Below are 13655 nucleotides of genomic sequence, written 5' to 3'. Positions count from 1 at the left end.
GGGGCAGCCGCCCCGGGCTTCGCCGTGGCCGCGGCGCTCGCACGACCGCGGTCGGACGACACTTTCAGGCCGGCGCTGCGCAGCACGTCGAGCGCGGCGCTTGCACCGCTCGCACGACGCGGCGGTGGCGCGTCGGATGCCGCGGCGTTTTCATGCGCCGCCGAGCCGGCGGCGTCCTCCGCGCGCACAAGCGCGGCGGCCGCCGGTGCGTTCAGTTCGGCGGGCGGTGTGATCGATGCCAGCGGTGCCGCCGGTGTAGCGTCCGGCGCGGTTGCCGTTCCGCTGGACATGTCGCCGGAGGCAGCGCCAGCCGATTTTTCGGCTGCAACAAGAGGCGCTATTTCCGAAGACGCGTTGCTGGCCGCTGGATGTCCTGGCGCTGGGGCGCCCGGCGCATCGGCCGGAGCTCGAGCCGTTGCGGGCACGAGCGGCGCGTCGTCCCAAGGCGCGAGCGCCTGCGCCGAAGCGGCCTCCGACACTGCGGCACGCTCGCCCAAAACTGCAGACTCGCCGCCATGCGACGGCGACGGTACAGACGGGGCATGCTCGGGTGCAGCCGAGACCGGCTCAGCCTCGATCCCTCGGCCCGCTTCAGGAGCCGCCGGTTTCCCGGTTCCACTTTCAGCCGCTGGCGCCGCAGCCTGGTGCCCGTCGCGCTCGACGGCTGCAGGGAGTGCACCGTCGCGAGTCGGCCCAGCAGCAGTGGTCACCTTCTCGGATGCCACGGCGGAGCCCGTCTCTTGCAAATCTCGCATCGGCGGAGCAACGCGCGCCGGAGGGGTAGGTCCCGCCCGGCCCGGCGCCGTGATAGAAGCGGCAGCGGACGACGCAGCAGACGAACCAGCGGACAAAGCCACAGACGAAGCCGACGCCCGTGGCTGCGCGGCCACCGCGGGCGCGCCCGTCTGCCGCGCTCCGCCCGCGCCGGCCTGCGCGGACGCCCTGCCCGGACCCGACGCGCCGCCACCGCCGCCTGTGGGCGCCGGCTCGAAAGCCAGCATGCGCAAGAGCGTCATCGTAAAGCCGGCGTATTCGTCCGGCGCAAGGCCGAGTTCGCTGCGCCCGATCGTCGCGATCTGATAGAACAACTGCACCTGTTCGGCGCTGAGCATGTCGGCGAAGCGCCGCAGGTCGCCGGCCTCCGGCCACTCGTCGAGCACCGACGACGGCGCAAACTGCGCCCACGCAATGCGGTGCAGCAGGCTCGCGAGATCCTGCAGCGCGGTGGAGAACGACAGGCTGCGCAGCGCCATTTCGTCGGCGACCGACAACACCGCCGCGCCGTCGCCTTGCGCGAGCGCGTCGAGCAGGCGAATCAGGTAGCTCTGATCGAGCGCGCCGAGCATGCCGCGCACCGCCTCTTCATTGACCTGATTGGCCGAATAGGCGATGGCCTGGTCGGTCAGCGAAAGCGCATCGCGCATCGAGCCGTCGGCGGCGCGTGCGAGGAGGCGCAATGCTTGCGCCTCGTACGGCACTTTCTCCTCGCCGAGAATGTGTTCTAGGTGCGAGACGATATGCCCCGCCGGCATCTGCTTCAGATTGAATTGCAGACAGCGCGACAGCACCGTGACCGGAATTTTCTGCGGGTCGGTGGTGGCGAGAATGAATTTGACGTGCGGCGGCGGCTCTTCCAGCGTCTTCAGCATGGCGTTGAAGGCGTGGTTCGTGAGCATGTGCACTTCGTCGATCATGTAGACCTTGAAGCGGGCGTCGACCGGCGCATAGACCGCCCGTTCGAGCAGTGCCGCCATTTCGTCGACGCCGCGGTTGCTCGCCGCGTCCATCTCGACATAGTCGACAAAGCGCCCCTCGTCGATCTCCCGGCACGCGCGACACACGCCGCACGGCGTGGAACTCACGCCAGTTTCGCAATTCAGCGCCTTCGAGAAGATGCGCGACAGCGTCGTCTTGCCGACGCCCCGCGTGCCGGTAAACAGATAGGCGTGGTGCAGACGGCCGCCATCGAGCGCGTGCGTGAGCGCGCGCACCACGTGCTCCTGTCCGACGAGCGACGCGAAATCCTTCGGCCGCCATTTGCGTGCGAGAACTTGATAGGTCATCCGGAAATTGTATCAGTAACAATGGCGCGCAAAACCGATTCGGGCGCCCGCGCGAACGTGCGGCCGGCGCCGATTGAAGCCGGCTAATGGATCGATAGAAAAAAATAGTCGCGTCAGGCGTTGGGCGTTCTGCGCCGTTGTCCGACAGCGCCTGTACGCCCGCAGCGCGGAAACACGGAGAACCCGGCCCGTCAGCTGACAGGCGCAGCGAAACCCGCATCCGAAGCCGACGCTATCTGACGACACTCAAGGAAAAGACGACGGAAGAAACAGGAAAAAGCGGGGAAGCTGGAGAAAAAACAGGAAACGCGACAGCAAGAACAGAAAGAGGAAGGTGACGAGCCCGACCCTCGGCACTGGTGGAAAACGGCTGTGGCTGCTTCGTTCCCGACCTGACCAGGTTGACCATCCCTCCATGCGAGGAGGCCCGTCACGAAACATTCTATCATTGCCGCGCGCTTTGCGCGAGTGTCAGCAGGCGCAAAGCGGCGAGCAAGGCGCAAAACATGCGCTGGATCGCCCATCTAGAGGCCTGTCCCACCCGCGCGCGCCGCTCACTTGAGTTTGTGCGCCGAGCCTCCACATAGGTTACGTCGCAGTTGATGAAACACGGTGGCACTTCATCGGCAGCCGTCGGCCCCGCTGCCCTGATGACTACTATCGCCCCCGGCAACGCATAGCGAATTAAGCTAAACTGCCGTACGGATGACCCGCAAGCGCGAGCCTTCCACCCCTGCCGAACGGTCTCGGACCTTTTGCGCGTAGGCGGCGAGGATTGGCGAGTGCGGCTAAGCGAACGGAAGTTTCCCTAGGTTTTGACGTATCGTGGCGAGCAATTCAGGCGGGCCTCGAACCGATAGAGGTATTCATACAATGAGCGAACAAATCAAGCATATCAGCGACGCATCGTTCGAACAGGACGTCGTGAAATCCGATAAACCCGTGCTGCTCGACTTCTGGGCCGAGTGGTGCGGTCCGTGCAAGATGATCGCGCCGATCCTCGACGAAGTCGCCAAGGATTACGCCGATCGCCTGCAAATCGCCAAGATCAACGTCGACGAACATCAATCGACGCCGGTCAAGTTCGGCGTGCGCGGCATCCCCACGCTGATCCTCTTCAAGAACGGCGCGGTCGCCGCGCAAAAGGTCGGTGCATTGTCGAAGTCGCAACTCACCGCATTCCTCGACGGCAACCTGTAAAGCGCTCGCGCGGGCGCGCCGCGCGGTCCACCCGGACCTGCCTCGCGCCCGCAGCGCATTGCTGTCTTAATTGCTGTCCTATATTGGCTTTTGTTGTCAGCCGGCAACGTTTCTCTTCAGAAAGATGCCGTGCCGGCCCACTGGCGGAAACTGGCGTGTGCTATGCTAGAATCCGCAAAACGTCGAAAAGACGTGTAAGTCCTTGAGCGGTTCCGCTCACTTCTCCTCCCAGACTTCATTTCGTCGCACCTTCTCCTGCGGGTTCTCCGTATGCATTTATCCGAGCTTAAGACTCTGCACGTCTCCGAATTGATCGAGATGGCCAATGGCCTCGAGATCGAAAGTGCGAACCGCCTGCGCAAGCAGGAATTGATGTTCGCCATTCTAAAAAAACGAGCCAAAACGGGCGACACGATCTTCGGCGACGGCACGCTTGAAGTGCTGCCGGACGGCTTCGGCTTCCTGCGTTCGCCGGAAACCTCCTACCTCGCCAGCACGGATGACATCTACATCAGCCCGTCGCAAATCCGCCGCTTCAACCTGCATACGGGTGACACGATCGAAGGCGAAGTGCGCACGCCGAAAGACGGCGAGCGCTATTTTGCGCTGGTGAAGGTGGACAAGGTCAACGGCCAGCCGCCGGAGGCCTCGAAGCACAAGATCATGTTCGAAAACCTCACGCCGCTGCACCCGAACAAGGTGCTGCTGCTCGAACGTGAAATGCGTGGCGAAGAGAATGTGACGGGCCGCATCATCGACATGATCGCGCCGATCGGCAAGGGTCAACGCGGCCTGCTCGTCGCCTCGCCGAAGTCGGGCAAGACGGTGATGCTTCAGCACATCGCGCATGCCATCAAGCAGAATCATCCCGACGTCGTACTGTTCGTTCTGCTGATCGACGAGCGCCCGGAAGAAGTGACGGAAATGCAGCGCTCGGTGGCGGGCGAAGTGATCGCCTCCACGTTCGACGAACCCGCCGCGCGTCACGTGCAGGTCGCCGAAATGGTGATCGAAAAAGCCAAGCGCCTTGTCGAAATGAAGAACGACGTAGTCATTCTGCTCGACTCGATCACGCGTCTCGCGCGCGCGTACAACACGGTCGTGCCGGCTTCGGGCAAGGTGCTGACCGGCGGTGTGGACGCGAACGCGCTGCAACGTCCGAAGCGCTTCTTCGGTGCCGCGCGCAATATCGAGGAAGGCGGCTCGCTCACCATCATCGGCACGGCGCTGATCGAAACCGGCAGCCGCATGGACGACGTGATCTACGAAGAGTTCAAGGGCACCGGCAACATGGAAGTGCACCTCGAGCGTCGTCTCGCCGAGAAGCGCGTGTATCCGTCCATCAATCTGAACAAGTCGGGCACCCGCCGCGAAGAACTGCTCATCAAGCCCGAAGTGCTGCAAAAAATCTGGGTGCTGCGCAAGTTCATTCACGACATGGACGAAGTCGAGTCGATGGAATTCCTGCTCGACAAGATCCGCCAGACCAAGAGCAACTCCGAATTCTTCGACATGATGCGTCGCGGCGGCGGCAGTTAAGCTGCGCGTCAATTTACGCTTCATCCGAAAACCGCTCGTCGCCGACGAGCGGTTTTTTTTTCGTCCCGCGGTTTTGCGTCGGCGCAGATCTCGCAGCATGGCTGCCGCAACGGCTACCTATACGTGAACGTACACGTTGTAGTACAATCCGAACCGCAATTCACTGTGGATGCCACCGCCCATGTCGACCGACTCGCCTGCTCTTCTGACTGTACGCGACGCCGCCGAGCGCCTCGGTGTTACGCCGCGCACGTTGAAATACTACGAGGAGCGCGGACTTGTCTCGCCCGCGCGCAGCGAAGGCCGCTACCGGCTCTACGACGAGCAGGATCTGCAGCGTTTCGGGCGCATCCTGCGTTTGCGTTCGCTCGGCTTTTCCCTGCAAGGCATCACCGAAATGCTGAAGCGTCCGCTCGAATCGGTCGAGGGCAAACAGCGTTTTTCGACCGAATCGCTGCGGCAGATTCACGACGCCATCGCCGCTCAGGTCGACGCGCTAGACGTGCGCATACAAGCCATGCGCCGGGAGCTGAAGGAAGCGCAAAAGCTGCGCGACGAACTCAGCCCGGATCTCGACTATCTGAAGCGCCGTCTGGCGGGCGAGAACGCTGACGCCCTGCTCGAGCAGCGTCGCGGTGCACGGGCGAAAGGCGGTAAGGCGCGCGAGCGGTCATGAGCACCGCGCGGCATCGCGCCGGCTGGTTCAGCGCGGACGCACTGCGCGGGGATTTTTTCCCGTGGGTGCTCGCGGTCGTCACCGGCCTCGACTACTTCGACAATTCGGTTTTCTCCTTTTTTGCGAGCTATATCGCCGGCGGCGTCAACGCTTCGCCGGATGAGCTCGTGTGGGCGTCGAGCGCGTACGCGGTGGCCGCGGTGCTCGGCATCCTGCAGCAGGAATGGTGGGTCGAGCGCCTCGGCTACCGGCGCTATGTGGCCGGTTGCATGCTGCTGTATGCGGCGGGCGCGGCGGCGGCGGCGCTCAGCGAATCGTCGGTGGAACTGGCGTTCGCGCGGGGCTTTCAGGGCTATTTCATCGGCCCGATGATGGGCACCTGCCGCATTCTCATCCAGATGAGCTTCACGCCCAGGGAGCGCCCCGCGGCAACGCGCGCGTTTCTCATACTGATCGTGCTGGGCAGCGCGCTTGCATCGCTCGTCGGCGCTCAGTTGATCGCCTGGTTCGGCTGGCACGCGCTGTTCGCGTGCACCGCGCCAATAGGCCTGCTTTTCGCCGTGCTCGCACGGCTCGCGCTGCCCGACGTCGGCCACCGTTTGCCCGAGGAGCGCGGTTCCGCGCATGTCTGGCCCTACCTCGTGTTTGCCTTTGCGCAGGGCTCGCTGCAAATCGTCATGCAGCAAGTGCGCTTTCAGGTGTTCGGCGCGTCGCCCGGCCTCATTCTGCTGACGGCCGCAGGCATCGCCGCGCTCGGCTGGTTCGCGTATCACCAGTGGCATCACCCCGCCCCGCTCATGCGTCTTCATGCGTTGCGTGAGAAAGTGTTCCAGACGGGGCTCGTGCTCTATATGTTCTATTACTATCTGTCGACGGCGTTCAGCTATCTGATTTCGCGTTTCCTCGAAGGCGGTCTCGGCTATCCGGTCGAGAACACGGGCCAACTCGTCGGCACCACCTCGCTCATTTCGGCGAGCGCGCTCTTTATCTACCTTCGGTATGCCAAACTTTTGACGCGCAAGAAGGCGATCATCGTGCCCGGCTTCGCGATCGCGGCGCTCTCGGCCGCGTGGATGACGCGCATGTCGCCGGGCGCGGGCGAGGCCGCGCTCGTCGGACCGCTGCTGCTGCGCGGCCTGCTAGTGCTCTTCGTCGTCCTGCCAGTCGCCAATCTCACCTTCAGACTATTCGCGATAGAGGAATTCGCGCACGGCTACCGGCTGAAGAACATCGTGCGGCAACTGACGATCTCGTTCGCGACGGCCTCGGTCATCATCGTCGAGCAGCATCGGCAGGCATTGCATCAGGCGCGCCTCGCGGAGTTCGTCAATCCGTACAATCCGGTGTTCCAGAACTCGCTTGCCGCGCTGACGCAGGCGTTTTCCGCCGCCGGGCGGCCGGTCGCGGACGCGCATGCGCTGGCCGTCGTCGAAATCAGCCGGGCAGTGGCGCGGCAGGCCAGCTTTCTGAGTTCGCTCGACGGCTTCTATTTCCTGATCGGCATCGCGGTATGCGGCGGGATGTTTGCCGCCTGGCAAAGACAGATCGACTAACGGTTTCATCCACCATGCTTTCGAAACTCACTCAATGGCTCGGCGCCCGCCGGCGCGAGCGCGCGCTGCGCGACTACGCGATCGACGACGCGCTGTGGCAAGCCACGCTCGACGGCCTGCCGTTCCTTGCGTACCTGGATGCGCCGGACCTCGCGCGCCTGCGCGAAATGAGCAGCCTGTTCATCGCGCAAAAGGAATTCTCGACCGCGCACGAGCTCGAGCTGAACGACGCGATGACCGTCGCGATTGCGGCCCAGGCGTGCCTGCCGGTGCTGAATCTGAGCCTCGACCTGTATCGCGGATGGGTCGGCGTGATTGTCTACCCCGGCGAATTCGTGATTCGCAAGACGGTCGAGGACGAAGACGGCGTCGTCCACGAAGTCGAGCAGGACGCGAGCGGCGAAGCCTGGGAAGGCGGCCCGGTGATCCTCTCGTGGGAAGACGCGCAGATGACGGACGGCGCCGACGCGTACAACGTGGTGATCCACGAATTCGCGCACAAGATCGACATGCTGAACGGCGAGGCGGACGGCCATCCGCCGCTCGTGCGCCGCTGGCACGCGCCGCTCGACTCCGACGCCTGGGCGGACGTGTTCGATTCCGCCTACGACCAGTTCTGCGCCCGCGTCGACGCGGTGCCGGCGCGCCGCTGGACGCGCTTCGAGCACGAATCGCTGATCGATCCGTACGCGGCCGACCATCCGTCCGAATTTTTTGCGGTGTGCAGCGAGGCGCTCTTCGTCAAGCCGCATGCGTTCGAGGCGGAGTATCCGGAGCTCTACCGGCTCCTCGCGCGCTATTACCGTCAGGACCCGGCGCGCGTCGGCCTTGCGTTCGCGAAGAATTCGTCAAGCGACTGATTTTCTGGCATAATCGCCGTTTTTCGACCATAGGCAAGTGGCTCGCGCCTAGATGCGGTCCGCGCACACAGCGGCTGCACGCGGGTTGGCTACCGCCAGATTAAAGGAAAGACCATGAAAGAAGGCATTCACCCGGATTACCGCGAAGTGCTGTTCGTCGACGTGTCGAACGACTTCAAGTTTGTGACGCGCTCCACGATCCAGACGCGTGAAACCGCTGAATTCAACGGCAAGACGTACCCGCTCGCCAAGATCGAAGTGTCGTCGGAATCGCATCCGTTCTATACCGGCCAGCAAAAGATCATGGACACAGCAGGCCGCGTCGAGAAGTTCCGCAACAAGTTCGGCGCACGCGCTACCGGCAAGGCAGCAGCGAAGTAATACGCTTCATCACCGCTGCACCAGCTCAGGCTGGCAGCGATGCAGCAAACAGGAAGGGCAGCGCGAGCTGCCCTTTTTTGTCGCCCGCCGTCGGGCGCGCGCGGGTCGCTACGCCTACCGCGCTGCCCTCGCCTGCGCGCGGCGCCCGTTGCCCGCCATTACCGGCCGTGACGCGCGCAGTCCCGCCCGACTACAATGCCGGATGCTCCAATCAGGCCGATCCAGCCGGACCCGCCCTTTGCCAGCGGCTATCGCTTATCCACTATCCCAAACCGCATGAGACCTGTCGTTCGCCTCACTGCCTCCGCGACCAGTGCGCTGCCACGCTGGCTGCTGCTGACCATCTGCATCGTGTACGCGTCGTTCGGCCTGTTCGGCCGCGATCCGTGGAAGAACGAAGACGCAGCCGGCTTCGGCGTGATGTGGACCATGGCGAACGGCACGGGGCACGACTGGCTCCTGCCCAATCTGGTCGGCAAATATCTCACTGAAGACGGTCCGCTCGGCTACTGGCTCGGCGCAACCGCCATCCGCGCGCTCGCGCCGTGGGTCGACGCAAGCAACGCCTCGCGCGTCTTCACGGGCCTGCTCTTCTGCACGGGCTGCGCCTTCGTCTGGTACGCGGCCTACCTGCTCGGCCGGCGCGCCGAGGTGCAGCCGTTCAAGTACGCGTTCGGCGGCGAGCCGGAGCCACGCGACTACGGCCGCACGCTCGCCGACGGCGCGCTGCTGATTCTGCTCGCCTGCTTCGGCCTCGCCGAGCGCGGTCACGAGACGACGCCGCAGCTGGCGCAATTCGTCGGCATCGCAATGCTCGTGTATGGGCTCGTGCGAATGATCGACAAGCCGATTCAGGGCGCATCGATCTGGGGCGCCGCCGTCGGCCTCGTCACGCTGGCGAGCAGTCCGGTGCTGGTCGGCGCGCTGCTCTTCGGCACGCTCGCGATGACCGTGGTCGTGCGCGAAACGCGTTCGCGCTGGCTTCTGCTGGCCGGCCTGCCGATCGCGCTCGCGCTGTCGGTCGCATGGCCGATTGCGGCGCTGGCCGCCTTTCCTGTCGACGCCGTCTGGTACCTGAACCAATGGGTGCACGTAAGTCTGAGCTCGTTCGCCGGCCCGCCCGGCTCGGTCGCGGGTTACGCGCTCAAGAATCTGCCGCTCTTCACCTGGCCCGCGTGGCCACTCGCGCTGTGGGCGTGGTTCAGCTGGGCGGGGCTGCGCCGCGCGCCGCACGTGGCGATTCCGCTTTCGGTGATCGGGCCGCTCCTCGTGCTGGTTGTGCTGCAAAGCCATCAGTCAAACCGGCTGTATATGCTGCTGCTGCCGCCGCTCGCCGTGCTGGCCACTTTTGCGCTACCCACGCTCAAGCGCGGCGCCATTAACGCGATCGACTGGTTTGCGTTGCTGAGCTTCACGATACTCGGCAGCTTCGTCTGGCTCGTGTACGTCGCGGGTTTGACCGGTTTTCCGCATCCGCTCGCCCGCAACCTCGCGCGTCTCGCGCCCGGCTTCGCGCCGCAGTTCAAGATTCTGTCGTTCGTCTGCGCGGTCGCGGTGACGCTCTGCTGGTTCGTGCTGGTGCAATGGCGCCTTGCCCGCCATCCGAAGGTGCTGTGGCGCAGCGTGGTGCTCTCGAGCGCCGGCACCACGCTGATGTGGGTGCTGCTCATGACCTTGTGGCTGCCGGTCGTCAACTACAGCCGGACCTACAAGGACGTCGCCGAACAGATCGCGAGCCATCTGCCCGAGGACTACACGTGCATCGCCCCCGTGCGTCTCGGCAATGCGCAGATCGCGACGTTTGCCTATTTCGGCGACATGCATTTCGCGTTCAATCAGGATTGCGACGTCATCCTGCGTCAGGACACGCAGGAGTACGGCGAGCCGAGCGCCATGTCGGACTTCGTGTGGAAGCTCGTGTGGGAAGGCCGCCGCGTGGCCGACCGCGACGAACGCTTCCGGCTGTATGTGCGGATCGACCGGCCGAAGCCGCCCGTCGTCAAACGGCGCAGCTGGCATAAAAAGACAGACTGACCGAAGATGCTCGCCGACCTACGGAAAATCGCGGGACTCGCGTGGCCGGTGCTGATCGGCCAACTGGCGATCATCGCGTTCGGCGTGATCGACACGGCCATGGTCGGCCGCTACTCGGCGGTCGATCTGGCGGCGCTCGGCCTCGGTTCATCGATCTACATATCGGTCTACATCGGCTTGACGGGCATTCTCACGGCGCTGCAACCGATCACCGCGCAACTGTACGGCGCGCGGCGCTACGACGAGATCGGCGAGGAAGTCCGGCAGGCGCTGTGGCTCGCGCTCGCGCTGACGGTGATCGGCTTTCTGATTCTGTTCTTCCCCGGTCATCTGCTGCAGCTCGCGCGCGTGCCCGACGCGCTGCACGAGCGCACGGTGTCGTATCTGCGGATACTCGCGTTCGGCCTGCCTGCAGGACTTGCGTTTCGCGTCTATGGTTCGATCAGCAATGCGGTCGGCAAGCCGCGGCTCGTCATGATTCTGCAGATCGGCGGATTGTTGCTGAAGGTGCCGCTCAATACCTGGTTCATTTTCGGCGGACTCGGCGTGCCCGCGCTCGGCGGTCCGGGCTGCGCGCTCGCCAGCAGCCTGATCAACTGGGCGCTTGCACTCGTCGGCATGGTGCTGCTCACGCGCGTCGACGTCTTCACGCCGTTCGGGATCTTCAGGCGCTTCTGCTGGCCGGTCTGGCGGCGTCAGGCGGCGCAGTTGCGGCTCGGCATCCCGATGGGGCTCTCCTATCTGATCGAAGTCACGTCGTACACCTTCATGGCGCTCTTCATCGCGCGCTTCGGGACCACGACGCTCGCCGGCCACCAGATCGCGGGCAATATCGGCGCGGTGCTGTACATGACGCCGCTTGCCATCGGCATTGCTTCGTCGACGCTCGTCGCCCAGGCGCTCGGCGCCCATCGGCCGGAAGCGGCGCGCACGCTGTCGCGTCACGGCATCATGATGGCCGTCGCGATCGCGTGCTGTTACGGCGTCGTCGTGCTGGCGCTGCGTCCCTACGTGATCCAGGGCTATACGCCGAATCCGCAGGTCGTGGCGGCGGCGATGCCGCTCGTGCTGATCGTCGTCTGCTATCACCTCTTCGACGCCTTGCAGATCACCACGGCGTTCGTGCTGCGCGCCTACAAGGTCGCCGTCGTGCCGACCATGATCTACGCGGTCGCGCTGTGGGGCGTGGGGCTCGGCGGCGGTTATCTGCTCGGCTTCAATGTGAGCGGGACGATTCCGCCATGGTTGACCGGCGCGCGCGGCTTCTGGGTAGCCAATACGGCGAGCCTTGCGATTGCCGGGGTCGGCTTGCTGCTCTACTGGCGCGTGGTGAGCAGACGGCATGTGCGCGCGGCCGTCGCGCTGCGCACCGACGCGGGCGTCTGACTCGGCGGAGCGGCGCCGAAGTTCGACGCCGTCGATCTCCGGCTCGATGGCGACACCCGCGCTGAAATGCAACCGCGGCGCCGCTGCACTGGCAGCGCGGGCGGCTCGCATCGATCAGAACGGCCAAGCCGCACTTAACCCTCCTGCTCCGCCTCCACCGCAGCCGGCAATCCGCCTTCCGCCGCGACCCGATCGTGACGCTCGAAAATGTCGCGCGCAGCGAAAAGTGCGTTCAGCGCCGCCGGAAAGCCCGCGTAGAGCGCCATCTGCATGAACACCTCGACGATTTCCTCGCGCGTACAGCCGACGTTCAGCGCGGCTTCGATATGCACCTTCAACTGCGGCGTCGCGCAACCGAGCGTGGCGAGCGACGCGATCGTGGCGATTTCACGCGAGCGCAAATCGAGCTGCGGCCGGCTGTAAATATCGCCGAAACCGAATTCGATCAGAAGACGTCCGAAGTCCGGCGCAATCGGCGCGAGTGCGGCGATGACCTGTTCGCCGGCCTGGCCGTCGATTTCCCTCAGCTTGTTCCAGCCTTGCGTGTAGCGGTCGGTTTGTGCGTGGTCCATGGTGAGTCCTTTTCCGGGTGTGAGAACGATGACGTCTTGTCGATCCGTCGAGTCCGGCTTCCCGCCGCGGGCGCCTTGCCGGCCGCTTTGGCTTCGCGCGCTTCGCCTTCGTGCGCCTCGCCTTCGTAATACGCGATCTTGTCGATGATCGCGCCGAGGTTCGTCTGCAATTCGGCGATCCGCGCAAGAACCGCGTCGCGATGCCCAGCGAGCAGGTCGCGGCGCGCGCCCATCGTCTGCGGACCTTCGGCTCGCAGCGCCGCGAAAGCCTGCATGCCGGCGATCGGCATGCCGGTCGCCTTCAGGCGCATTACGAACCGCAGCCAGTCGAGGTCGGCGGGCGAATACAGGCGATGCCCCGCCTGCGTGCGGCCGACCTCGCGTATCAGGCCGGCCTGCTCGTAATAGCGCAGCGTGTGCGTGGATACGCCGATGAGTTCGGCGACCTGCCCGATGGTGAGTGCGTTCGACGTTTTCGACATGACAGGACTCAGGTTAGGACTTCGAGTGCACTCTAAGTCAAGTGCGCCGCGCTGTCATCGTGAGCACGGCCTCGCGCGTGCAGGCGATGCGAGCAATCGGCGCACAACCGCCTAATCGCGAGGCAAAAGAGTTAAAGATTGTTCATTGCGATTTACTTGCCATCAATCGGCCGGTATAAATCGTCGGCGTTCGCAAATAAGGGCGCGCATTTGTCCTATGCTTAAGCGCAGCGCCCGCTGACAGAATGCGTCGCCCGTTCCCGGCTAACTTTTGCTCTCGATGGAGTGCCTGCCATGCTGAAAAAGCTCGTGATGCTTTGCGTTGCCCTCGCGTTGTCGCTGTCGGCCGGATTGGCGGCGGCGGTCGAAGTGAATTCCGCCGATCAGGCAGCGCTCGAATCCGTCAAGGGCATTGGCCCCGCGCATGCGAAGGCGATCATCGAAGAGCGTACGAAGAACGGCCCGTTCAAAAACGCCGACGATCTCGCTGCGCGCGTCAAGGGCATCGGCAATAAATCGGTTGTGAATCTGGAAGCGGCGGGCTTGAAGATCAACGGCTCGTCGGCGCCGCCCACAGGTGCGAAATCGGCGACGACGTCCGCGCCCGCGAAGTCGACGGCGACGAAGGCCGCGCCGGCCGCCGAAACCACGCCGGCCACGACTGCCGCCACGGCGGCCCCGGCTGCGCCGGCGGACGCTTCGGGCGCGAAGGCGTCGAAGTCCTCGAAGTCGTCGAAAAAAGCCAAGGAGGCCGCAGCAGCTGCGTCCGCGCCGGCCGCCACCGCGGCCACATCCGCTGCCGCGAGCGCCCCCGCCGACGCTTCCGGCGCCAAGGCGTCGAAGAAAAAGGCGAAGAAGAGCAAGGCGGCGTCCGCCGCGGCGGCTTCGGGCGGCGCCTAGCGAAACTAG

At 64.6% G+C, this 13655-nt stretch carries 12 protein-coding genes and 1 other RNA gene; 9 read left to right on the top strand and 4 right to left on the bottom strand.

The window, feature by feature from the left end; translation table 11 throughout:
* Positions 1-2063: DNA polymerase III subunit gamma/tau (dnaX, locus tag HV711_RS08955; protein ID WP_175145054.1), on the bottom strand; the 2063-nt coding region annotated here is incomplete at its 3' end.
* 333 nt (positions 2064-2396) lie between these two features.
* An RNA gene (gene ffs / locus HV711_RS08950) (signal recognition particle sRNA small type) lies at positions 2397-2495 on the bottom strand.
* A 441-nt stretch (positions 2496-2936) separates the two neighbouring features.
* Between ffs and trxA the strand changes: the two genes are divergently transcribed.
* The 8 genes from trxA to HV711_RS08910 all read left to right on the top strand — a co-directional run bounded on the left by trxA (position 2937) and on the right by HV711_RS08910 (position 11692).
* A complete protein-coding gene (gene trxA, locus HV711_RS08945) occupies positions 2937-3263 on the top strand; it encodes a thioredoxin TrxA (RefSeq protein WP_006048864.1) in 327 nt (108 codons plus the stop codon).
* A 270-nt stretch (positions 3264-3533) separates the two neighbouring features.
* Complete coding sequence (gene rho / locus HV711_RS08940) at positions 3534-4802, top strand: transcription termination factor Rho (protein ID WP_006048863.1); 1269 nt, start codon at positions 3534-3536, stop codon at positions 4800-4802.
* A gap of 181 nt (positions 4803-4983) precedes the next feature.
* Complete coding sequence (locus HV711_RS08935) at positions 4984-5478, top strand: MerR family transcriptional regulator (RefSeq protein WP_082201609.1); 495 nt, start codon at positions 4984-4986, stop codon at positions 5476-5478.
* Positions 5475-7031 (top strand): MFS transporter, encoded by a 1557-nt coding sequence (locus tag HV711_RS08930; protein ID WP_035485452.1) that lies wholly within the window; start codon positions 5475-5477, stop codon positions 7029-7031. The genes HV711_RS08935 and HV711_RS08930 overlap by 4 nt, the downstream gene beginning before the upstream one ends.
* A gap of 14 nt (positions 7032-7045) precedes the next feature.
* Positions 7046-7891 carry a M90 family metallopeptidase gene (locus HV711_RS08925; RefSeq protein WP_035485453.1) on the top strand — a complete coding sequence of 282 codons (846 nt, stop codon included), beginning with the start codon at positions 7046-7048 and terminating at the stop codon, positions 7889-7891.
* 114 nt (positions 7892-8005) lie between these two features.
* Positions 8006-8272 carry a type B 50S ribosomal protein L31 gene (locus HV711_RS08920; RefSeq protein WP_013588472.1) on the top strand — a complete coding sequence of 89 codons (267 nt, stop codon included), beginning with the start codon at positions 8006-8008 and terminating at the stop codon, positions 8270-8272.
* Between the two features lie 276 nt (positions 8273-8548).
* Positions 8549-10306 carry an ArnT family glycosyltransferase gene (locus tag HV711_RS08915; protein ID WP_035485456.1) on the top strand — a complete coding sequence of 586 codons (1758 nt, stop codon included), beginning with the start codon at positions 8549-8551 and terminating at the stop codon, positions 10304-10306.
* Positions 10307-10312: 6 nt separating this feature from the next.
* Complete coding sequence (locus HV711_RS08910; RefSeq protein WP_035485459.1) at positions 10313-11692, top strand: MATE family efflux transporter; 1380 nt, start codon at positions 10313-10315, stop codon at positions 11690-11692.
* A gap of 134 nt (positions 11693-11826) precedes the next feature.
* Here the strand turns inward: HV711_RS08910 and HV711_RS08905 are convergent, their stop codons facing one another.
* Positions 11827-12264, bottom strand: coding sequence for a carboxymuconolactone decarboxylase family protein (locus HV711_RS08905; protein ID WP_028363224.1), 438 nt, complete (start codon positions 12262-12264; stop codon positions 11827-11829).
* A complete protein-coding gene (locus HV711_RS08900) occupies positions 12216-12746 on the bottom strand; it encodes a MerR family transcriptional regulator (RefSeq protein WP_175145052.1) in 531 nt (176 codons plus the stop codon). The genes HV711_RS08905 and HV711_RS08900 overlap by 49 nt, the downstream gene beginning before the upstream one ends.
* Before the next feature lie 294 nt (positions 12747-13040).
* On the opposite strand from HV711_RS08900, the gene HV711_RS08895 reads away from it, so the two are divergent.
* A complete protein-coding gene (locus tag HV711_RS08895; RefSeq protein ID WP_035482468.1) occupies positions 13041-13646 on the top strand; it encodes a ComEA family DNA-binding protein in 606 nt (201 codons plus the stop codon).
* The last annotated feature ends 9 nt before the right edge of the window (positions 13647-13655 follow it).

This window comes from Paraburkholderia phenoliruptrix, assembly GCF_902859825.1.
Classification (GTDB): domain Bacteria; phylum Pseudomonadota; class Gammaproteobacteria; order Burkholderiales; family Burkholderiaceae; genus Paraburkholderia; species Paraburkholderia phenoliruptrix.
Note: the sequence above shows the minus strand (reverse complement) of the source record. Positions and strands in the feature narration are given on the sequence as shown.